21 protein-coding genes and 1 pseudogene are annotated in these 22,480 nt (G+C 50.0%); 9 read left to right on the top strand and 13 right to left on the bottom strand.

The window, feature by feature from the left end; genetic code table 11:
• Window positions 1–6 precede the first annotated feature (6 nt).
• On the top strand, window positions 7–1,158 hold the full coding sequence (locus AACU94_RS08005) for an acyl-CoA dehydrogenase (RefSeq protein ID WP_000347861.1): 1,152 nt from the start codon (window positions 7–9) through the stop codon (window positions 1,156–1,158).
• 43 nt (window positions 1,159–1,201) lie between these two features.
• On the opposite strand, the gene AACU94_RS08000 is transcribed toward AACU94_RS08005, so the two are convergent.
• Window positions 1,202–2,113 (bottom strand): AraC family transcriptional regulator, encoded by a 912-nt coding sequence (locus AACU94_RS08000; protein ID WP_130218923.1) that lies wholly within the window; start codon window positions 2,111–2,113, stop codon window positions 1,202–1,204.
• Window positions 2,114–2,428: 315 nt separating this feature from the next.
• Between AACU94_RS08000 and AACU94_RS07995 the strand changes: the two genes are divergently transcribed.
• The 5 genes from AACU94_RS07995 to fadK are packed head-to-tail and all read left to right on the top strand — an operon-like array spanning window position 2,429 to window position 7,482.
• Window positions 2,429–3,193, top strand: a complete 765-nt coding sequence (locus AACU94_RS07995; protein WP_135385926.1) for an electron transfer flavoprotein — start codon at window positions 2,429–2,431, stop codon at window positions 3,191–3,193.
• Window positions 3,194–3,212: 19 nt separating this feature from the next.
• Window positions 3,213–4,151: an electron transfer flavoprotein subunit alpha gene (locus AACU94_RS07990; protein ID WP_130218919.1), complete on the top strand. Its 939-nt coding sequence runs from the start codon at window positions 3,213–3,215 to the stop codon at window positions 4,149–4,151.
• 54 nt (window positions 4,152–4,205) lie between these two features.
• Window positions 4,206–5,495 carry an FAD-dependent oxidoreductase gene (locus AACU94_RS07985; RefSeq protein ID WP_135489220.1) on the top strand — a complete coding sequence of 430 codons (1,290 nt, stop codon included), beginning with the start codon at window positions 4,206–4,208 and terminating at the stop codon, window positions 5,493–5,495.
• Entirely contained in the window at window positions 5,492–5,785 is a 294-nt protein-coding gene (locus tag AACU94_RS07980) for a ferredoxin family protein (RefSeq protein ID WP_135489219.1), read from the top strand. Before AACU94_RS07985 ends, AACU94_RS07980 begins: the two co-directional genes overlap by 4 nt.
• A gap of 56 nt (window positions 5,786–5,841) precedes the next feature.
• The gene (fadK, locus tag AACU94_RS07975) at window positions 5,842–7,482 is read left to right on the top strand and encodes a medium-chain fatty-acid--CoA ligase (protein ID WP_135489218.1); all 1,641 of its coding nucleotides are present in this window, start codon (window positions 5,842–5,844) and stop codon (window positions 7,480–7,482) included.
• Window positions 7,483–7,532: 50 nt separating this feature from the next.
• Here fadK and AACU94_RS07970 read toward each other — a convergent pair whose 3' ends face one another.
• The 5 genes from AACU94_RS07970 to ppsA all read right to left on the bottom strand — a co-directional run bounded on the left by AACU94_RS07970 (window position 7,533) and on the right by ppsA (window position 14,042).
• Window positions 7,533–8,276, bottom strand: a complete 744-nt coding sequence (locus AACU94_RS07970) for an SDR family oxidoreductase (RefSeq protein ID WP_130218913.1) — start codon at window positions 8,274–8,276, stop codon at window positions 7,533–7,535.
• Between the two features lie 12 nt (window positions 8,277–8,288).
• Window positions 8,289–8,768 carry a YhcH/YjgK/YiaL family protein gene (locus tag AACU94_RS07965; RefSeq protein ID WP_130218911.1) on the bottom strand — a complete coding sequence of 160 codons (480 nt, stop codon included), beginning with the start codon at window positions 8,766–8,768 and terminating at the stop codon, window positions 8,289–8,291.
• Window positions 8,769–8,778: 10 nt separating this feature from the next.
• A complete protein-coding gene (locus AACU94_RS07960) occupies window positions 8,779–9,738 on the bottom strand; it encodes a 2-hydroxyacid dehydrogenase (RefSeq protein WP_130218909.1) in 960 nt (319 codons plus the stop codon).
• Between the two features lie 35 nt (window positions 9,739–9,773).
• Window positions 9,774–11,174 carry an anion permease gene (locus tag AACU94_RS07955; RefSeq protein WP_130218907.1) on the bottom strand — a complete coding sequence of 467 codons (1,401 nt, stop codon included), beginning with the start codon at window positions 11,172–11,174 and terminating at the stop codon, window positions 9,774–9,776.
• A gap of 489 nt (window positions 11,175–11,663) precedes the next feature.
• The gene (gene ppsA / locus AACU94_RS07950; RefSeq protein ID WP_130208268.1) at window positions 11,664–14,042 is read right to left on the bottom strand and encodes a phosphoenolpyruvate synthase; all 2,379 of its coding nucleotides are present in this window, start codon (window positions 14,040–14,042) and stop codon (window positions 11,664–11,666) included.
• Between the two features lie 332 nt (window positions 14,043–14,374).
• Between ppsA and ppsR the strand changes: the two genes are divergently transcribed.
• From ppsR to hemP, 3 genes and pseudogenes are all read left to right on the top strand, one after another.
• Complete coding sequence (gene ppsR, locus AACU94_RS07945; RefSeq protein WP_000368046.1) at window positions 14,375–15,208, top strand: posphoenolpyruvate synthetase regulatory kinase/phosphorylase PpsR; 834 nt, start codon at window positions 14,375–14,377, stop codon at window positions 15,206–15,208.
• Window positions 15,209–15,363: 155 nt separating this feature from the next.
• A pseudogene (aroH, locus tag AACU94_RS07940) lies at window positions 15,364–16,409 on the top strand (3-deoxy-7-phosphoheptulonate synthase AroH).
• 130 nt (window positions 16,410–16,539) lie between these two features.
• Window positions 16,540–16,731 carry a hemin uptake protein HemP gene (gene hemP / locus AACU94_RS07935; protein WP_001270810.1) on the top strand — a complete coding sequence of 64 codons (192 nt, stop codon included), beginning with the start codon at window positions 16,540–16,542 and terminating at the stop codon, window positions 16,729–16,731.
• Between the two features lie 3 nt (window positions 16,732–16,734).
• Here hemP and selO read toward each other — a convergent pair whose 3' ends face one another.
• The 7 genes from selO to ihfA form a co-directional block, all read right to left on the bottom strand.
• Window positions 16,735–18,171 carry a protein adenylyltransferase SelO gene (gene selO / locus AACU94_RS07930; protein WP_135489217.1) on the bottom strand — a complete coding sequence of 479 codons (1,437 nt, stop codon included), beginning with the start codon at window positions 18,169–18,171 and terminating at the stop codon, window positions 16,735–16,737.
• A 62-nt stretch (window positions 18,172–18,233) separates the two neighbouring features.
• The gene (locus tag AACU94_RS07925; RefSeq protein ID WP_135489216.1) at window positions 18,234–18,947 is read right to left on the bottom strand and encodes an EAL domain-containing protein; all 714 of its coding nucleotides are present in this window, start codon (window positions 18,945–18,947) and stop codon (window positions 18,234–18,236) included.
• A 246-nt stretch (window positions 18,948–19,193) separates the two neighbouring features.
• Entirely contained in the window at window positions 19,194–19,658 is a 465-nt protein-coding gene (locus tag AACU94_RS07920; RefSeq protein ID WP_130208276.1) for a C40 family peptidase, read from the bottom strand.
• A 77-nt stretch (window positions 19,659–19,735) separates the two neighbouring features.
• Complete coding sequence (gene btuD / locus AACU94_RS07915) at window positions 19,736–20,485, bottom strand: vitamin B12 ABC transporter ATP-binding protein BtuD (RefSeq protein ID WP_135489215.1); 750 nt, start codon at window positions 20,483–20,485, stop codon at window positions 19,736–19,738.
• Window positions 20,485–21,036, bottom strand: coding sequence for a bifunctional thioredoxin/glutathione peroxidase (btuE, locus tag AACU94_RS07910; RefSeq protein ID WP_130208280.1), 552 nt, complete (start codon window positions 21,034–21,036; stop codon window positions 20,485–20,487). Before btuE ends, btuD begins: the two co-directional genes overlap by 1 nt.
• A gap of 62 nt (window positions 21,037–21,098) precedes the next feature.
• A complete protein-coding gene (btuC, locus tag AACU94_RS07905; RefSeq protein ID WP_130224659.1) occupies window positions 21,099–22,079 on the bottom strand; it encodes a vitamin B12 ABC transporter permease BtuC in 981 nt (326 codons plus the stop codon).
• 100 nt (window positions 22,080–22,179) lie between these two features.
• Window positions 22,180–22,479, bottom strand: a complete 300-nt coding sequence (gene ihfA, locus AACU94_RS07900; RefSeq protein ID WP_002440155.1) for an integration host factor subunit alpha — start codon at window positions 22,477–22,479, stop codon at window positions 22,180–22,182.
• Between the last annotated feature and the right edge of the window lies 1 nt (window position 22,480).

The raw sequence follows: 22,480 nt of genomic DNA, 5'->3' as shown, positions 1-22,480 counted from the left end.
ATCACGATGGATTTTTCTTTAACTGAAGAACAAGAACTGCTGCTGGCCAGTATTCGCGAACTGATTACAACTAACTTTCCGGAAGAGTATTTCCGCACCTGCGATCAAAACGGTACATATCCGCGTGAGTTTATGCGGGCGCTGGCGGATAACGGCATTTCTATGCTTGGCGTGCCGGAAGAGTTCGGCGGCATCCCTGCGGATTACGTCACCCAGATGCTGGCGCTGATGGAAGTGTCAAAATGCGGTGCTCCGGCGTTTTTGATTACCAACGGTCAGTGTATTCACAGCATGCGCCGTTTCGGTTCTGAGGAGCAGCTACGTAAAACGGCAGAAAGCACCCTGGAAACCGGCGACCCCGCCTATGCCCTGGCGTTGACGGAACCAGGCGCTGGCTCAGATAACAACAGCGCCACCACCACTTACACGCGTAAAAATGGCAAGGTTTACATCAACGGACAGAAAACCTTCATCACTGGCGCGAAAGAGTACCCGTATATGCTGGTGTTGGCGCGCGATCCAGAACCGAAAGATCCGAAAAAAGCCTTCACCCTGTGGTGGGTTGAGTCCAGTAAGCCCGGCATTAAGATCAATCCGCTGCATAAAATCGGCTGGCATATGCTTAGCACCTGCGAAGTTTATCTCGACAACGTGGAAGTTGAAGAGAGCGACATGGTAGGCGAAGAAGGAATGGGTTTCCTCAATGTGATGTACAACTTTGAGATGGAGCGCCTGATCAACGCCGCGCGCAGCACTGGCTTTGCCGAATGCGCATTCGAAGATGCCGCCCGCTATGCCAACCAGCGTATCGCTTTTGGTAAGCCAATTGGTCATAACCAGATGATCCAGGAAAAACTGGCGCTGATGGCGATTAAGATCGACAACATGCGCAACATGGTGTTGAAAGTGGCATGGCAAGCCGATCAGCATCAGTCACTGCGCACCAGCGCGGCGCTGGCAAAACTGTACTGCGCACGCACTGCAATGGAAGTCATTGACGATGCGATTCAAATCATGGGCGGTCTGGGCTACACCGATGAGGCGCGCGTCTCCCGCTTCTGGCGTGATGTGCGCTGTGAACGGATTGGCGGTGGTACTGACGAGATTATGATTTACGTTGCAGGTCGGCAGATCCTGAAAGATTACCAGAATAAATAATCTTCAGGCGGCGCAGCTTCTGACAAAAACTGCGCCGTCAGATTTATCCGGCAAGACTTACAGGTTCAGAAAATTCAGATAAGATTTCTTGTTCAGCAAAACAATTTTTAAATTGTTTGCGGTAATCACTGGGAGAACAGCCAACATGGCGCAAAAACAGTTTGGCAAAATGATCGACATTTTCATAACCCACGCGCCAGGAGATTTCTGCCTGCGACAAATCGGTATTGGTCAGCAACCATTTCGCTTCCGTCATACGCCGTTGAATGACGTAGTTAATGGGAGAAATTCGATACTCTTTAGTAAATTCATGACAAATATAACTGACGCTGGCACGAAATTTTTTCGATAACTGTTCTAAAGTGATTTTTTCGCGGTAATTATTATTAAGATAAAAGAGAATATCTTTTATCAGGACATCTTTTTTAATATACCCCTGCTCCGAACGATAGGCATTTTTAAAGTTTTCGTAATAGAGAATCGCTAACGTATAGGAAAATGCATCCCACACTGAAGATGTGTTGCCATTTTTACTTTGCGGTAAAATCACACTTAATTCATTAAAAAGCGTTTTGATGACCTCTTTTCCCTGCCCTGCGGCAATTACCGGGCAAGAATGCGGTTGCAGTAACTGATTTTCTTCTGCGCCCTGAAACTGAAAACCGTATAGCGCACAGGTACAGGTCGTTGCCGGGTCGTTAGCATCTGAAGCTACCGCGTGCAGTCTGCCACGTTCTATCACCACAATGTCATCGGCATGTGCCACATAGAGCGAAGAATCAATGGTAAATCTTGCCACTCCTTTCTTAACATAAATCAGCTCGGTTTCATTATCATGAACGTGATGTCCCGACTCCCATTTAGGATCGTCACTAAACGCAAAGCGCGAAAGTCGTGGCGTTTTACCGGCGACAAACAGCACTTCGCTGGCATTATCAAAACAGCGTTGATACATGACAACCTCCCTATTCCATGAGCAAGCAAAAACAATATATGCCGGATAAAATACGGCGTGTATTGCGGTTATACAACCGCGTTTAGCGAGAGCTAAACAAGATTATTTACATTGAATGCAAGATAGTACGCCCAGCACAGAAGAATATTTCTGTACATTTCGCTTTTGTTTTAGCGATCGCATTTTTTTTGCAAGATTGTTGGCAAGGAAAACAGATTGCTCCGTCGAAAACCCCGCCCTGCTATCGCACACTATTTTCAGGCCATTTTTACCTTCCATCGGAGATGGTTCCGTATGCGACCCACAGGAGAAATCATGAAAATAATAACCTGCTTTAAGCTGGTGCCTGAAGAACAGGACATTGTTGTCACTCCCGAGTACACCCTCAATTTCGACAATGCCGACGCCAAAATTAGCCAGTTCGATCTCAATGCCATTGAAGCCGCAAGCCAGCTTGCAACGGATGATGATGAGATAGCCGCGCTGACCGTTGGCGGTTCATTGTTGCAGAACTCAAAAGTGCGTAAAGACGTGTTATCCCGCGGACCGCACTGTCTGTATATGATGCAGGATGCCCAGCTTGAGCATGCACTCCCCCTTGATACGGCTAAGGCCCTGGCCGCGGCGGCAGAAAAGATCGGCTTCGATTTACTGATCTTCGGTGAAGGTTCTGGCGATCTCTATGCCCAACAGGTTGGCCTGCTGGTGGGAGAAATGTTGCAACTTCCGGTGATCAACGCGGTGAGTGCCATTCAGCGTCAGGGGAATACGCTGATCGTTGAACGCACTCTTGAAGATGAAGTTGAAGTGATCGAACTCGCTGTTCCAGCCGTGCTGTGCGTCACGTCAGATATTAACGTGCCACGCATTCCATCGATGAAAGCCATTCTCGGCGCGGGCAAAAAAACGGTACATCAGTGGCAGGCGAGTGATATCGGCTGGAGCCAGGCCACGCCGCTTGCTGAACTGATCGGCGTTCGCGTACCGCCGCAAACAGAACGCAAACACATCATTCTCGATAACGATTCGCCGGAAGCCATTGCCGAGCTGGCGGAACATCTGAAGAAAGCCCTGAACTAAAGCCAACGGAGAAGAAACGATGAGTCAATTAAACAACGTCTGGGTCTTTAGCGATAATCCTGAACGTTATGCCGAACTGTTTGGCGGTGCGCAGCAATGGGGCCAACAGGTGTATGCCATTGTACAAAATACCGACCAGGCACAGGCTGTTATGCCTTATGGTCCAAAATGTATTTATGTTCTTGAGCAAAACGATGCACTGCAACGCACTGAAAATTACGCTGAAAGCATTGCTGCCCTGCTGAAAGATAAACACACCTCTATGTTGCTGCTGGCCGCGACAAAACGCGGTAAAGCGCTGGCTGCACGGTTAAGTGTGCAACTGAATGCGGCGCTGGTGAACGATGCCACTGCGGTTGATGTGGTCGATGGTCACGTTTACGCCGAGCACCGTATGTATGGCGGGCTGGCGTTCGCCCAGGAAAAGATCAATAGCCCGCTGGCGATCATTACCCTTGCGCCCGGTGTTCAGGAACCTTGCACCAGTGACGCCTCGCATCAGTGTCCGATTGAAACTGTGCCTTACGTTGCTCCGCGTCATGAAATTCTTAGTCGCGAACGCCGTGCGAAAGCGGCAAGCAGCGTGGACCTGAGCAAAGCAAAACGCGTGGTTGGCGTCGGTCGTGGTCTGGCAGCGCAGGATGACCTGAAAATGATTCACGAACTGGCAGCGGCACTCAATGCTGAAGTCGGTTGTTCACGCCCGATTGCCGAAGGCGAGAACTGGATGGAGCGTGAACGTTATATCGGTGTCTCCGGCGTGTTGCTGAAATCCGACCTCTACCTGACGCTGGGGATCTCCGGGCAGATCCAACATATGGTTGGCGGCAATGGCGCAAAAGTGATTGTCGCCATCAATAAAGATAAAAACGCGCCAATCTTCAACTATGCCGACTACGGTCTGGTGGGCGATATCTACAAAGTCGTCCCTGCCCTGATTAGCCAGTTGAGTCGCTAATTCCCTTTCAACCACATCTCCCGCTGTAAACGCAGCGGGAAGGGAGCATAACGCATGTCGGATGACAAATTTGATGCCATTGTGGTCGGTGCGGGCGTTGCCGGTAGCGTTGCCGCATTGGTCATGGCGCGAGCCGGACTGGATGTCCTGGTGATAGAACGCGGCGACAGTGCCGGATGTAAAAACATGACCGGCGGGCGTCTTTATGCCCACACGCTTGAAGCGATCATTCCAGGCTTTGCTGCATCAGCGCCGGTAGAACGCAAAGTCACACGCGAGAAAATCTCCTTCTTAACCGAAGAGAGCGCCGTTACCCTCGATTTTCACCGCGAGCAGCCAGATGTTCCGCAACACGCTTCTTATACCGTATTGCGCAATCGTCTCGACCCGTGGTTGATGGAACAAGCCGAACAAGCGGGCGCGCAGTTTATCCCGGGCGTTCGCGTTGATGCGCTGGTTCGTGAAGGTAACAAGGTCACTGGCGTCCAGGCCGGGGATGATATTCTCGAAGCCAATGTGGTGATTCTGGCTGATGGCGTTAATTCAATGCTTGGCCGTTCGCTGGGAATGGTTCCCGCCTCCGATCCGCATCATTACGCTGTTGGCGTTAAAGAAGTCATTGGCCTCACGCCGGAGCAAATCAACGATCGCTTTAACGTCACTGGCGATGAAGGTGCCGCCTGGCTGTTTGCCGGTTCCCCTTCTGACGGCCTGATGGGCGGGGGATTTCTCTATACCAACAAGGATTCCGTATCGTTGGGTCTGGTTTGTGGATTGGGTGATATCGCCCATGCGCAAAAAAGCGTGCCGCAAATGCTGGAGGATTTTAAACAGCACCCCGCCATTCGCCCACTGATTAGCGGTGGCAAACTGCTTGAATATTCCGCGCATATGGTGCCGGAAGGCGGTCTGGCAATGGTACCGCAGCTGGTTAACGATGGTGTGATGATCGTCGGAGACGCTGCAGGCTTCTGCCTCAATCTGGGCTTTACGGTTCGCGGAATGGATTTAGCCATCGCATCGGCCCAGGCGGCTGCCACAACGGCGATTGCCGCCAAAGAACGCGCGGATTTCTCCACCAGCAGTCTGGCGCAATACAAGCACGAGCTGGAACAAAGCTGTGTCATGCGTGATATGCAGCATTTTCGCAAGATCCCGGCGCTGATGGAAAACCCGCGCCTGTTTAGTCAGTATCCGCGCATGGTCGCCGATATCATGAACGATATGTTCACTATTGACGGCAAACCAAACCAGCCGGTACGAAAAATGATTCTCGGACATGCGAAGAAAATCGGACTGATTAATCTGCTGAAAGATGGCATTAAGGGGGCAACCGCGCTATGAACCAGAACGCTACGGTCAACGTTGACATCAAATTAGGCGTCAATAAATTCCATGTTGATGAGGGCCACCCGCATATCATTCTGGCGGCAAATCCCGACATCAATGAATTTCAAAAATTAATGAAAGCCTGCCCTGCCGGACTGTATAAGCAGGATGACGCGGGAAACATTCATTTTGATTCCGCCGGTTGTCTGGAGTGCGGCACCTGTCGGGTGCTGTGTGGCAACACTATTCTCGAACAATGGCAATACCCCGCAGGCACCTTCGGTATTGATTTCCGTTACGGCTAATTACGCTTCCCACAGGCCCGCACCTCGGGCCTGACGTTCTGTTTCGAGAGTTCAAAATGAAAGTGACATTAACGTTTAACGCGCAGCGTCGTGCAGCCTATCGACAACAAGGATTGTGGGGCGATGCTTCGCTGGCCGACTACTGGCGGCAGACTGCATGCGCGATGCCAGACAAAATAGCCGTTGTCGATAATCATGGCGAATCGTACACCTATAGCGCACTCGATCACGCTGCGAACTGTCTGGCAAGCTGGTTACTGGCTAACGGTATTGAATCGGGCGATCGTATCGCTTTTCAATTGCCTGGCTGGTGTGAATTTACCGTTATCTATCTTGCCTGCCTGAAAATCGGTGCGGTTTCCGTACCACTGTTGCCTTCCTGGCGGGAAGCTGAACTGGTATGGGTGCTCAATAAGTGTCAGGCAAAAATGTTTTTTGCACCGACATTGTTTAAACAAACGCGTCCGGTAGATTTAATCCTGCCACTGCAAAATCAGCTTCCACAACTACAACAGATCGTCGGCGTGGATAAGCTGGCCTCCGCCACCTCGTCTCTCTCGTTAAGTCAGATTATTGCCGACAATCCCCCGCTGGCCGTCGCAACATCGGTCCACGGCGATGAATTAGCGGCGGTGCTATTTACCTCCGGAACTGAGGGCATGCCAAAGGGTGTGATGCTAACGCATAATAATATTCTCGCCAGCGAACGGGCTTATTGTGCACGGCTGAATCTGACCTGGCTGGATGTCTTTATGATGCCTGCACCACTCGGTCACGCGACGGGGTTTCTGCATGGCGTAACAGCGCCGTTTTTGATTGGCGCCCGCAGCGTGTTGTTAGATATTTTTACCCCGGAAGCCTGTCTCTCGCTACTTGAGCAACAACGTTGCACCTGTATGCTCGGAGCAACGCCGTTTGTTTATGACCTTTTGAATCTACTAGAGAAACAGCCTGCCGACCTTTCTGCGCTGCGTTTCTTTCTTTGCGGCGGCACCACGATCCCCAAAAAAGTGGCGCGTGAATGCCAGCAGCGCGGCATTAAATTATTAAGCGTTTATGGTTCCACAGAAAGCTCGCCACATGCAGTGGTGAATCTCGACGATCCTTTGTCGCGCTTTATGCACACCGATGGTTACGCTGCCGCAGGCGTGGAAATTAAAGTGGTCGATGACGCACGCAAGACCTTACCGCCTGGTTGCGAAGGTGAAGAAGCCTCGCGTGGCCCTAATGTGTTTATGGGTTATTTTGATGAACCTGAATTAACCGCTCGCGCGCTGGATGAAGAGGGCTGGTATTACAGTGGCGATCTCTGCCGCATGGATGAAGCTGGCTATATAAAAATAACCGGACGCAAGAAAGATATTATTGTCCGCGGCGGCGAAAATATTAGCAGCCGTGAAGTGGAAGATATTCTATTGCAGCATCCTAAAATTCACGATGCTTGTGTGGTTGCAATGCCCGATGAACGCTTAGGTGAACGTTCATGTGCCTATGTCGTGCTGAAAGCACCGCATCATTCATTATCGCTGGAAGACGTGGTGGCTTTTTTTAGCCGTAAGCGGGTCGCGAAATATAAATACCCTGAACATATCGTGGTGATCGAAAAACTGCCGCGCACGGCCTCCGGTAAAATACAAAAATTTTTGTTACGCAAAGATATTCTTCAACGGCTGGAACAAACATGCGTTGAGGCATAATTCATAAATAATAAAGCACCTTATACGCAAGGTGCTTTATTCAATCCCGATTAACCACGTCCGACATATGGCATATTATTTGCCATAATCGTTATTTCCAGCACATTCGTGGTTACTGGCAACTGGGCCATCATCTGAATGGCTGCTGCAACATCAGCAACATTCATCATATCTTCCGCTTTAATAGCGCCATCTGCCTGATAAACGCCCTTACGCATCCGATTCGATAATGTCGTTTCCGCATTGCCGATATTAATTTGCCCGCAAGCGATATTAAATTTGCGACAATCAAGGGAAATGGCCTTGGTCAACCCGGTAACAGCATGTTTCGACGCCGTGTATGCCGCAGTATAAAGGCGCGGTGTCAGTGCGGAAATCGACGCATTGTTAATAATACGTCCTCCCATTGGCTGCTGCGCTTTCATGATTTTAATCGCTTCTTTCGAACACAAAAATGTCGAGTGAATATTGGCGTTAAACACGCGTGTCCACTCAGTAAACTCAACCTCTTCAATACTTTTTGCCGGACTATTATTGCCCGCATTATTGAACAAGAGATCCAGTCGACCAAAACGAACCTTAATCTCGGCAAATAGTGCAACGACAGCGGACTCATCCGTGACATCAGCAACCAGAGGAATAAAGCGTTCCTTGGCTAAACCTTGTGCACATTGCTGTAAGGTTTCTTCGTTACGCGCGGCAACAATAACAGTATATCCAATGTCATAGAGTGCCTTTGCTGCCGCGTAGCCGATACCTTTACTTCCCCCTGTCACCAGGGCAATTTTTGTCATAGCCAGCTCCGCCTATAATAAACTCATGTCGATTTTCACGACTGTTTTTTTGATTTTCTCCACGTTATCGACTTTATAACATGCCCGATGTACCTCTTCCGGGAAGACCACCACAAACTGTCCTGGTGTCAACGTGATTATCCGATCATTAATACGTTCATCAGCATAAAAAATAACGTCACGGTCGCCCAGGTGGCTTTCTACAACCGAGTTTTCTCCATCATCAAAATCCACACAAATCCGCTCTTCTCCGGCAATTAAGAAATGGACATCAAGATATTTACGATGAACTTCTGGTCGGCATTCATGTAGTGGTTTAGTCATCGGTTCAACCACGGTATAAAATATTGAGTCATCCTGAATAAAAACCTTTTCCCCCACAGGAACACTATTCAGCTCATGCTGTGAAAGATACTCAATGACACGAGCAATGACAGGATGAAATGTCCGCTTTTGTTGTTCACTAAGATACGCGATATCACCATAAATCATATTTCCCGCCTTATTGAGTAACAGGGGTAATAACTGGCTGTCCGCTAAAGAAAGCCTGTAAGTTATCAAAAACCAAATCTGCCATTGCATTAAACGTTTCGCTCGTACCACTGGCGATATGTGGCGTCAGGACAACGTTATCCAGCGACATTAATTGTTCTGGCACATGTGGTTCGTTGGCATAAACGTCCAGTGCCGCACCAGCAATGATGTTATTTTGCAGAGCATCAATCAGATCGGTTTCGTTCACCACTGATCCCCGGGAAATACTGATCAAATGTCCGGTTTTCCCCAGAGCCTGCAGCACAGTTTTGTCGATAACGCCGCGTGTACTTACCCCGCCTGGCAGCGTCAGAACGAGGAAGTCCACCGCTTGCGCCAGAGAAACCAGCGAATCATGCGCCGTCCATTCAGGTTTGTTATGCGGTTTTGGGTCGAAATAGTGAATTTCCATTTCAAATGCTGCTGCACGGCGGGCTACAGCATTACCAATGTTCCCCAGACCAACAATTCCGCAACGTTTACCACTCACTTTCGTCGCCATCGGGAAACGCCCTTCGTTTGGCCAACGACCGCCACGAACATAACGATCGGCAATGTTAATACGTCGGGCAACATTGAGTAACAACGCCATGCCAATGTCTGCAACACAGTCATTAAGCACGCCAGGGGTGTTGGTGACGATAACGCCATGCTCCCTGGCTGCCACGATATCAATAGGGTCATAGCCCACACCATTACTGGCAATAATCTTCAGATTCGGAAATTTTTCAATTAGCGCCCGAGAAGCTCCCATTACCGGATTACCACTGGTCACCAGCGCCTTAATATCCGGCGCGATCTGCGTGTAAAAAGCGTCTGCGTCGGTCAGTTCCCACAGGCGATATGCGGTGAAGGTAGATTCAACTTTAGCCATTAAGCGGTCGCTTAATTTGCCGACGATCGCCACCTGAATATCTTTTAAGTTCATACACTATTCCTTGATTGATGTTTGCCGCAGGCCACTTACCATAGGCCAAGAATTTTCCACCACACCGCCCCCAGTCCGAACCAGATGACAATGTTCAACAACATGACGATAAAGCCCAGCCGCCACCATTCTCGTTGCGAGACATAGCCAGCGCCGTAATAGATGACTGCGGGTCCGTTGCCATAATGCGAAATGCCGCTCATCAGGTTAGTGACGAACGCCAGTGACAGAGCAGCCATCATCGGCGGCGCGCCTGCAGCAACCGAGACGCTGCCAAAAGCGGCATACATCGCCACTACATGCGGCGTACTTCCGGCAAAGAAATAGTGGGAATAGCAGTAAACTATCAGCAACACCGTCAACGTTATCTCCCACGGAATGCCGGTGAACAGAGCCGAGGTTGTGACAGCAAACCATTTGAACAGGCCAAGCTGATTGAGCTTATCAGCCATACAGATCATGACGCCCAGCCAGACCAGAATGTCCCAGGCCCCCTTCTCTGACTGCACATCCTGCCAGGTGATAATCCGGGTCATCAACATTAAACAGACGCCGGAAAGCGCGACAGCGGTCGCATCCAGACCAGTCCATTTCGATGTACTCCAGGCCAATAATGAAAGCAGGAAAATGCCAATCGTCACGCGCTCATCTCGGGTTACCGGCCCCATTTTGATAAGTTCTTCCTGTGCCAACGCTTTGGCTTCTGGCGTCTTTTTGATCTCTGGCGGGTAGAGTTTGTAAATGACCAACGGCATAGTGATAAAAGCGATAATGCCCGGCACCAGTGCGCTTAGCGTCCACATCCCCCATGAGATATCGACAAATAAGGTGCTGGCCGCCAGAGATACAATGAGTGCATTTGGCGCGCTGGCCGTCATAAACATCGAGGATGAGAGACAGTTGGAATGGAACACCGTCTGCATCAGATAAGCGCCAATTTTACGCGGCCCTTGATCCGGTTCAGATCCAAAGCTGTTAGAGACACTGCGAACAATCGGGAACAAAATTCCCCCTGCTCGCGCTGTGTTTGATGGCGTTGCGGGCGCGATAATCATATCGCTTAGCGCCAATGTATAACCCAGACGTAACGAGCTGCCGCCAAATCCGCGAATCAGCAAAAAGGCGATACGCCGCCCCAACCCCGTTTTGATGAATCCTTTCGCGTACAGGAATGCGGCGACAATAAGCCATACCGTGGTGCTGCTGAAACCTTTTAAGGCTTCGCTGGTTTTCATCATGCCGGTCAGCATAATAAAACTGATGGCTATTAACGCGATAGCGCCTACCGGCAACGGTTGCAGAATAAACGCCACCACAGTGGTGATGAATATGGCCAGAATGTGCCAGGTTAAGGGTGTTAATCCGTCAGGGACGGGGGAAAACCATATAGCGAGTGCGACAATCGCACAAATCAGGACTTTCAAATAGCAACTCATATGCAATCCCTGTAGCTGTTTCCCTCCGCTCGCGGAGGGAATTTATCCTGTTTTCTGTACAGCCAGACAAATCAGAAAATCGGTTTTAGTTCGAATAAATTCTCTGAATTACATAATCTGCGCTTATGTCTGAATAACGGTGCGGTAATTTTTCATATCCATATCCCTTTTTATTCTGTGGTTGAAGACAGTATAAAAACGGGACTCGCCAGTGACTTCGTGCAATCCAACGAACTCTGGACGAAAAAATTACGCATATGCTTAAGGAAATTGACGAGTGGTCACATTCGGCTTTGAGAAAAAACAGTATCGAGAATTATTCTGTGGAGAGGATCGCAAACGAATTAAAATCAGAAAGAACACCAGCCAATTATTCAGATGATGCCCGGAAGCTTTTTATATTGCACGAGCGCGTTTGCCCGAAGTAGGTTGATAAAAGGTGGGGATATAGAAATGGACCCGGCGACAAAACGCCGCCGGGTATTTATTTTATTTCTTCAGTTCCGCCAGGCTTAACCAGGTTTGCACCACGGTGTCCGGGTTCAGAGACAAGCTATCGATCCCCTCTTCCATCAGCCATGCAGCAAAGTCTTCGTGGTCAGACGGTCCCTGACCGCAAATGCCGACATATTTGCCCTGTTTCTTCGCAGCACGGATCGCCATCGACAGCAGTGCTTTCACGGCGTCGTTGCGCTCATCGAACAGTTCAGACACCACGCCGGAGTCGCGGTCCAGACCGAGCGCCAGCTGTGTCATGTCGTTTGAGCCGATAGAGAAACCGTCGAAATATTCGAGGAACTGTTCAGCCAGCAAGGCGTTGGACGGAATTTCGCACATCATGATGATTTTCAGCCCGTTCTCGCCACGTTTCAGCCCCTGACGTGCCAGCTCTTCAACCACTGCTTTCGCCTGGTCTACGGTACGCACGAACGGGATCATGATCTCTACGTTGGTCAGTCCCATGTCGTTGCGCACACGTTTCACCGCTTCACACTCCAGTGCGAAGCAGTCGCGGAAGCTGTCAGAAACGTAGCGGCCCGCGCCACGGAAGCCCAGCATCGGGTTCTCTTCATGCGGCTCGTAACGCTCACCACCCACCAGATTGGCGTATTCGTTGGATTTAAAATCAGAAAGACGGACAATCACGCGTTTCGGATAAAACGCGGCGCCCAGCGTCGCGATCCCTTCGGTCAGACGGCCAACGTAAAATTCGCGCGGAGAATCAAAGCCTTTCATCATCTCGCGAATTTCATTTTGTAACTGTGGTTCCTGGTCATCAAACTCAAGCAGTGCGCGGGGGTGAACGCCAATCATGCGGTTGATGATAAATTCCAGACGCGCAAGGCCCACACCTTCGTTCGGCAGGCAGGCAAAGTCAAACGCCCGATCCGGGTTACCAACGTTCATCATCACTTTCAGTGGCAGGTCCGGCATGGTTTCCACGCTGGAGCTTTTCACACTGAATTCAAGCAACTCCGCATAGACGTAACCGGTATCGCCTTCGGCACAAGAAACGGTGACGTTCTCACCGTCTTTCATACGTTCGGTCGCATCACCGCAGCCCACTACCGCCGGAATACCCAGTTCACGAGCGATAATTGCCGCGTGGCAGGTACGACCGCCACGGTTGGTGACGATGGCGGACGCTTTCTTCATGATCGGTTCCCAGTCCGGGTCGGTCATGTCAGTAACCAGCACGTCGCCAGGTTCGATGCGGTTCATTTCGCTGATGTCATGAATGACTTTCACCGGACCCGCGCCGATACGATGACCGATAGCGCGGCCTTCGGCGATAATCTTGCCCTGTGAATGCAACGTATAACGTTCCATCACCTGACCGCGAGAACGTACAGTTTCTGGACGCGCCTGCACGATAAACAATTTACCGGTGTGGCCATCTTTCGCCCACTCAATATCCATCGGGCGACCGTAGTGTTTCTCAATTTGTACGGCCTGTTTTGCCAGTTCCTGCACTTCTTCGTTGGTCAGCGAGAAGATGTCACGCTGTTCCTGCGGTACGTCTTCGATTTTAACCTGCTTGCCGTGCTCCTGGGTCGGCGCGTAGACCATGCGGATTTTTTTCGACCCCATGGTGCGGCGCACGATAGCCGGGCGATTCGCTGCCAGTGTCGGTTTATGCACGTAAAACTCATCCGGGTTAACCGCGCCCTGCACAACCATTTCACCCAGGCCCCATGCGGAAGTGATAAACACCACCTGGTCAAAGCCGGATTCGGTATCAATGGAGAACATCACCCCAGAAGATGCGAGGTCGGAGCGCACCATCCGCTGAACACCGGCGGAGAGTGCCACGCCACGGTGATCGTAACCCTGGTGAACGCGATAAGAGATGGCGCGATCGTTAAACAGAGAAGCAAAGACATGTTTCACTGCCACGAGAACAGCGTCAAAACCCTGAACGTTGAGGAAGGTTTCCTGCTGACCGGCAAAAGAGGCGTCCGGCATATCTTCTGCGGTGGCGGAGGAACGCACCGCAAAAGAGGCATTTTCATCATCGGCGGAAAGCTGTGCATAGGCTTCGCGGATGGCGTTTTCCAGCTCAGGCTGGAAGGGAGTGTCGATAATCCACTGGCGGATTTGCGCGCCCGCTTTCGCAAGCTGGGTAACATCGTCAATATCCGTTTTATCCAGCAGTTCATAAATGCGCTGGTTTACGCCGCTTTGGTCCAGAAACTGGTTAAACGCGTCGGCGGTTGTGGCGAAACCATTCGGAACGGAAACACCCATTCCTGAAAGGTTAGTAATCATTTCACCCAGGGAGGCATTTTTGCCCCCAACCCTGTCTACATCATTCATGCCGAGTTGGTTATACCAAAGCACCAGCGGTGACGAGCCATTGTTGGACATCGAACAATCCTTTTGTGATAAATGAACGGTTTGAGAAACACATTTCTGCGCATTTATCTTTGCATATTTAACCGGATGAAAAAAACGGTGAATCGTTCAAGCAAATATATTTTTTTACTTTTTAAGACTGATCCCAGCGTTGCGCAAATCCGCTATCTTCAGTAATTTCCACATAAACCATCGGTATAAACGAAAGCGTAAAAATGAAATACTGTTTTCATAAAATATAAAATTGAAGGTTCATTTTATAAACCAGGCATAACCTTCTACGCTTCTGTACGTTTTTAATTTATGCTTTCATAGAATTATGTCTGCATCACGGGAAGAACAAAATGGATAATGCTGTTGATCGCCACGTTTTTTATATTTCTGATGGTACGGCTATAACTGCGGAGGTATTAGGACACGCAGTGATGTCACAATTTCCCGTTACTATCAGCAGCATTACGCTGCCGTTTGTCGAAAATGAAAGCCGTGCACGGGCGGTGAAGGATCAGATTGACGCAATTTATCACCAGACAGGTGTGCGCCCGCTGGTTTTTTACTCCATTGTGCTACCGGAAATCCGCGCCATCATTTTGCAAAGCGAAGGTTTTTGCCAGGATATCGTTCAGGCGCTGGTTGCCCCGCTACAACAAGAGATGAAACTGGATCCAACGCCGATTGCTCATCGTACCCATGGCCTTAACCCTAATAATCTCAATAAATATGATGCGCGCATTGCGGCGATTGATTACACCCTCGCCCACGATGACGGCATTTCGTTGCGCAATCTGGATCAGGCTCAGGTGATCCTGCTCGGTGTCTCTCGTTGTGGTAAAACCCCCACCAGCCTGTATCTGGCGATGCAGTTTGGTATCCGTGCGGCAAACTACCCCTTTATTGCCGACGATATGGATAATCTGGTGCTACCCGCGTCGCTCAAGCCGCTTCAGCATAAATTGTTCGGACTGACTATCGACCCGGAGCGTCTGGCGGCGATTCGCGAAGAGCGTCGGGAGAACAGTCGCTATGCCTCGCTTCGCCAGTGCCGGATGGAGGTTGCGGAAGTGGAAGCGTTGTACCGTAAAAATCAGATCCCATGGATTAACAGTACCAATTATTCGGTAGAAGAGATTGCCACCAAGATCCTCGATATCATGGGCCTTAGCCGTCGAATGTACTAGAGAACTAGTGCATTATCTTGTTTTTTGTTATCATGCTAACCACCTGGCGAGGTGTGACACACCTCGCACTTGAAATCAGCTGCGATTGGTTTATCGTGATGCGCATCACTTCCCGGTAGTCCTGCCGTTGAAGCAACAAATTTCTGAGACTTGTAATGAACAGAACTGACGAACTCCGTACTGCGCGTATCGAGAGCCTGGTACGCCCGCCGAACTCGCGCTACGGTATCCCGTAACGCCTGGCGTCGCCAACCATGTCATTGATTCCCGCCGCAGAATTGAAAAAATACTGAATGGTGAAGATAAGCGACTGTTGGTCATTATTGGCCCCTGTTCGATCCACGATCTGACCGCTGCCATGGAGTATGCCACCCGTCTGCAGGCGTTGCGCAACCAGTACCAGTCACGACTGGAAATTGTAATGCGTACCTATTTTGAAAAACCGCGTACCGTTGTCGGCTGGAAAGGACTCATCTCCGATCCGGATTTAAACGGCAGCTATCGCGTTAATCACGGCCTTGAAATGGCGCGTAAATTGCTGTTGCAGGTAAATGAACTGGGCGTTCCCACCGCAACCGAGTTTCTCGATATGGTGACCGGTCAGTTTATTGCTGACTTAATTAGCTGGGGCGCAATTGGCGCACGGACTACCGAAAGTCAGATCCACCGCGAAATGGCTTCGGCACTCTCTTGTCCGGTAGGTTTTAAAAACGGTACCGATGGCAACACGCGGATTGCCGTGGATGCTATCCGCGCAGCCCGTGCCAGCCATATGTTCCTCTCGCCAGACAAAAACGGTCAGATGACCATCTATCAGACCAGCGGCAACCCGTATGGCCACATTATTATGCGTGGCGGCAAAAAACCGAACTACCATGCCGATGATATCGCCGCAGCCTGCGATACGCTGCACGAGTTTGATTTACCTGAACATCTGGTGGTGGATTTCAGCCACGGTAACTGCCAGAAGCAGCACCGTCGCCAGTTAGAAGTTTGTGAGGATATTTGTCAGCAAATCCGCAATGGCTCCACGGCGATTGCCGGAATTATGGCAGAAAGTTTCCTGCGCGAAGGTACACAAAAAATCGCCAGCAGTCAGCCGCTCACCTACGGTCAGTCGATTACCGATCCTTGTTTAGGTTGGGAAGATACTGAACGCCTGGTCGAAAAACTCGCCTCTGCGGTAGATTCCCGCTTCTGAATGCGTGCCCATTCCTGACGGAATGGGCATTTCTGCGCAACTTGTTGTCTTCTCAACACATTACTGCTTGCTCTGGCTCGCCATAATATTGATAATAAGAATCATTGTTATATAATTATTATTAATTTCTATGCGTTATACGGATAGCAGAAAACTCACGCCTGAAACGGATGCCAATCACAAGACCGCTTCCCCGCAGCCCATTCGGCGAATTACCAGCCAGACACTGTTAGGTCCGGATGGCAAACTGATTATCGATCATGACGGGCAAGAATACCTGCTCCGTAAAACTCAGGCTGGCAAGCTGCTGTTGACCAAGTAGCCTTTAACTCGAGCAGCTGACTTCAAGCCGTTTACCCCAGTCAGGTGGACGACTGACATAGTCATCATCCCTGTCGCTGAAAGGATTTCGCAACGCTTCATGCAGACGTTGTAATTCTGTCATATCGCCCTTTTCTGCCGCCTCAATAGCGCGTTGTGCCAGCCAGTTTCGCAATACCAGCGCAGGATTGACGCTCTGCATCAGTTGCTGACGTTCACTATCGGCAACTCCGTCTTGTTGCAAGCGCGCTCGATAACGCGTAAACCAGTCATCAAACGCCGCGCGGTCAATAAACTCATCGCGCAGCGGTGAAGCCGCACTGTGCTGCTCGGTCAGACTTAACATGCGGAATGTGCGAGTATAATCACTGCGCTCTTGCGCCATCAGACTGAATAATTCATTCAGTAGCGCATTATCCTCTTTTTGCTCCGTCATAAAGCCCAGCTTCTGCCGCATACGTTTTCCATAATGCGTCAACAAAACCTGTTGATAGCTTTCCAGCGCCTCGTTTAACGCGTCGACAGTGATAAACGGCGACAATGTCTGCGCCAGACGCTGTAAATTCCACAACGCAACGGCAGGTTGATTATCAAAGCTGTAACGTCCCTGATGATCAGAGTGATTACAAATAAAGCCCGGTTCATAATCATCGAGGAAAGCAAATGGACCATAATCCAGCGTCAGCCCGAGAATCGACATGTTATCCGTGTTCATCACCCCGTGAGCAAAACCGACTGTCTGCCAGCTGGCGATTAACGAAGCCGTTCGTGCGACAATATCGGTAAACCAGAGGCGGTATTTATCCTCTTCATCCTGAAGATGCGGCCAGTAATAGCGAATGGCGAAGTCAGCCAGCTGGCGAACTTTTTCCGGTTCCCGACGATAGTAAAAGTGTTCAAAATGGCCAAATCGCAAATGACTCTGCGCTACGCGCATCAGCATCGCTCCTGATTCGACCGTCTCCCGGTAAACCGGCGTATCGCTGGTAACAATGCTTAAGGCGCGCGTCGTCGGAATGCCAAGGTGATGCATTGCCTCACTGGCAAGACTTTCGCGAATTGTTGAACGTAAAACCGCACGGCCGTCGCCCATCCGCGAATAAGGCGTCAGCCCCGCACCTTTCAGATGCCAGTCCATGGTGGTGCCGTCGGCAAACTGTTGCTCGCCGAGTAAAATACCGCGCCCGTCACCAAGCTGACCTGCCCAGACACCAAACTGGTGGCCACTGTAGACCTGGGCCAGTGGCGACATGCCCGACAGTAAAGTTTCGCCGCCCCAGACACCCGCGCCACTTTCAAACAGCGACGATGGAACACCCAGCGTTTTAGCCAGTTCGGCGTTATACCAAATCAACCGGGCATTATTTAAAGGCGTAGGGGAAAGCGATGTATATGTTGCCGGCAATTCATCACGCCAGCGGGTAATAAAAGACAGGGTCATAGATCCTCCTGTTTGATAGTGTAGACGGTTACTCTCGTCTTAAACACCAGCAAACAAGAGGGTTATCGCTGGACCAGCGTTGTTATCTGGCTTACGGGAACTGCGGGCCACAAGCATCCCTGAAAAGCATGGAAACCAAACGGCACCATCTGCGCCAACATCTCCGATGTATTAATACCAGCAGCAATAATACAATTGCAACAAGGTGAAATTTGCGCATGGAGCGCACGAATAAAAGGAGCGAAAGATTTATGGACTATTTGTTGCTGAATAAAACCTTTATCCAGCATGACGCGAGTGAAAAGCCCATCAAAAACAGCCTTCATTGTACTGTTGCCCGCACCCAAATTTCCCAAAACCAATGGGAAAATTTGCGATAAGCGCAAAAGTTCATAATTATCTTTTCCCTCATTAAGATGAGGATAATTTTCATTAATCATCAATTCAGCAAAAGGAATTTTTAATAGTTTGCTTGCGTAATTATCCCTATCTAATAATAACTTTGCTACTTGTGGCGTTAAATTAATCCAGGCAAAGAGTTTGTGTTGAATAAAAAAATGTTGGCATGATTTTAGTAATTCCAACTTTTCGGCAAATAATTGCCAATGCTGCTCCTCTGAAAGTTGTGCAATAACCCGTGTCGTCGGGATGCGAACCGTACCGTCGTCACTGGAGAAATGGGTTATTAACTCAACCCCAACAAGATTTTGTTGGCTGTCTCTTATCGGTAGAAAATAGTAATCAGAATGATAAAGATTCTCCAGTAAGACCTTCATGGTAACAGCCCCTCTCTACGGATTTTTTTCAACATCCAGATAAAAAGTTTGAGGCCATAAGGCATAACAAATACAGAAGGAATAACTTTCATTTGTTCCATGTTAACCACTTTTTCAGGGGTCCTTTTTTTAGATTATCCTGAGTATAAACGAATATTCCATTTGCGGTATTTTTGTCTGCAAAATACTACTGTATTCAGGAGTTAACAGACGGTGCGGTATCATCACCGTCCATTTATTGAGATACTAGATTCGTCTCGCCTGCCAGAAGTTTTTCTGCCAGTAGACATTATCGAGGGAAGAACGCATCACCCCCTTGCTGGTAGAGGCGTGAATGAATTGATTGTTGGTATCGTAAATACCCACGTGTAAACCATTTTGCCCGGAACCTGTTTTGAAAAAGACCAGATCGCCTGGCAGCAATTCTTCTTTATCAATTTGGGTACCGATAGCGGCCTGTTGTTTTGTTTCGCGTGGCAACTGCAAGTCGAAACGGTCGCGCATCGTCACAACCACGAAACCCGAACAGTCCACTCCACGTCGAGTCATGCCGCCATAACGATACGGCGTACCATGCCAGCTCTGTAGTTGATCGTTCAAACCAGCAATGACAGTAATGGAGTCAGAAAGCCTGGCGTTTGGCGGCGGCGCTTTATGATGGCTACACCCGGCCAGAAACAGTGCTGTAATTAAAATTAGGCAGAAACGCATTCCGTACGAATCCTCTGTTTTTTATTCTTGCATTAATTTAGCGTCGAAATTACCCGTTTTTCAAGATGCTAATGAAATCAGGTGGTCGAAATCAGCATTCGGTGACCTTCAATGTCCAGACGACGGAAGCTCATGCCATAAGCCTGGGCCAGATTCGGCGGCGTTAGTACTTCATCTCTCCGCCCACTGGCAAGCAGTTTTCCTTGTTTAAGCAACCACGCCCGATGCGCGTGACGCAATGTGTGGTTAAGATCGTGACTGCTCATCACAATCGCCACGCCTTGCTGACATAGCGCGCTCAAAATTTTATCTAACGCGCTTTGCTGGGCAACATCAAGGCTGTTCATGGGTTCATCAAGGAGAAGTAATTGACCTGCCGGATTCGCTTGCGGCGTGATTTGTAGCACCACAGCAGCAAGACGGACACGTTGCCATTCACCACCGGATAGTTGATTGGTGCTACGGCCAAGTTTGTCATCAAGGGCCAGCGCCCCTGCGACATCATTTAGCAGATCGGTTCGCGTTTTATCGTGCTGATGCATGGTCAGGTAATGCCAGACCGGCATAGCAAACGGCGGCGTCTGCTGCTGTGCAAGATAAGCGCGATGCAGGGCGAGTTTTGTTGCGGGCCAGGTATCCAGTGGTTTACCTGCAAACTGAATGCTTCCCTGACCACTGGTCATCCCCGCCATTCGGGCCAGCAAGGTGCTCTTGCCCGCGCCGTTCGGCCCCACCAGATGCAGGATCTCCCCTGCCCGGATCTCCCCAGAAAGTGGCCCCAGGCGGGTTGATTCCGCTACATCCTGTAACTGCATCACAATAGACATTATTTTGCCAACGCCAGTTTAATGCTTTCCATTACAATAGGATCTTCCGGCGTCATATCCGGGGAAAAACGCTGGATGACCTTTCCGTCTCTACCCACCAGAAACTTTTCAAAATTCCACAAAATATCATCAGGATACAGCGGTGCGCGGCCTTTACTGGCCATTCGCGCGTAGAAACCGCTCTCTTCCGGTGCCACCGCCGTGGGCGCTGCGGCAATCAATTTTTGATATAGCGGATGACGCCCTTCGCCATTGACCTCAATCTTACTGAACATTGGGAACGTCACGCCCCAGGTGGTGGTGCAATAAGTTTTAATTTCTTCATCACTACCAGGTTCTTGTTCAAGGAACTGGTTGCACGGAAATCCCAGCACGACAAAACCACGATCGGCCCAGGCTTTCTGGATATTCTCCAACTGTTCATATTGCGGCGTTAAGCCACACTTTGAAGCGACATTGACAATCAGCAGCACATTACCGGCATATTTCTCCAGCGTGGTCACTTCCCCGTCAATCGTCTTCACTACGGTGGTCAGAATGGGATCTTGCATCGTGTCTCCTGGATAAGGTCAGTAAAAATCTTAGCTTTTAATCATAGACCGTCTTTATGCGGCTAACGTCCTGCTTTTAACAATAACCAGATAAACACCGGCGCGCCCAAGGTGGCGGTGACCACACCAATCGGTAACTCTGCGGAAGCCAGCGCCAGTCGAGCAACAATATCGGCAAGCAGCAACGCAGTAGCACCTGCCAGCGCGCAGCCGGGAAGTAATACCCGGTGATCGGTTAATCCGCACAGCCGCAGAATATGTGGGATAACCAGGCCAATAAACCCAATAGCGCCAGCCAACGCCACACTGACACCGACCATCCAACCGGTAGCCGCGACCAGCACATTGCGCCAGAGCCACAGTGGTAACCCCAGTTGTCGCGCCGAAATTTCACCCAGCGCTAACATATTCATTGGGCGGGACTGACAGCAAATCCACAACAACACCGGAATCAAGGCCACCATCAGCCAACTTTGCCGCCAGTCTACACCACCAAAGCCGCCCATCATCCAGTACATCAGTTGGCGTAAATCAACAGACGTGGAAAAGTAGATGGCCCACGTCATTAACGCGCTACAGATGATACCCAGCGCAACACCAGCCAGCAGTAATCGGCTGGTTGAAAGATGACGGCGGGCAAAACGCAAGAGAATTAAGGTGATAATAAGCGCGCCAGCAATCGCACACAGCCCCAGCGCCCAGTTCGGTAACTGCCCTTGTCCGAGCAATACAGCGGCGATAAGCCCCACTCCAGCGCCGTTAGAGACGCCAAGCAGCCCCGGCTCCGCAAGAGGGTTTTCAAACAGCGCCTGCATGACCGCGCCTGATAACGCCAGCGCCGCGCCAACCAGCAATACAGCCAGGGTACGTGGCAGGCGAATTTGCCAGACGAACAGTTCGCCACGAGGAGTGAACCAGTCGGCAGGTGAAATCCATTGTTCACCAGCGCAAAGGCTTAAGAGAAGCGCCAGCAGCATCAAAACTGACAGGCATAATAACCAGCGAATATTTTGTCGCTGTTGGTGGCGGGCAAGTGTCAGCATGGTATCCGTTCTGCTGAAGTGTCATTCCGTTGATTTTACGGTGACTCTTCGACAGTGAAAAGAAAAAAGGCCGCAGAGCGGCCTTTTTAGTTAGATCAGATTACTCGTCTTTGGGTGTGGCGTTTTCGACCCGGCTTTTTAACTTCTGCCCGGGTCTGAAGGTCACCACGCGCCGTGCTGTAATGGGAATATCCTCGCCCGTTTTCGGGTTACGTCCCGGGCGTTGATTCTTATCACGCAGATCGAAGTTACCAAAACCAGAGAGTTTCACCTGCTCGCCGTTTTCCAGAGCGCGACGGATCTCTTCGAAAAACAGTTCAACCAGTTCTTTGGCATCCCGCTTGCTAAGCCCAAGCTTATCAAACAGATATTCTGACATTTCAGCTTTTGTAAGCGCCATA

The organism is Escherichia sp. E4702 (assembly GCF_963883545.1).
Taxonomy (GTDB): domain Bacteria; phylum Pseudomonadota; class Gammaproteobacteria; order Enterobacterales; family Enterobacteriaceae; genus Escherichia.
This window is presented reverse-complemented; position numbering and strand designations above follow the sequence as displayed.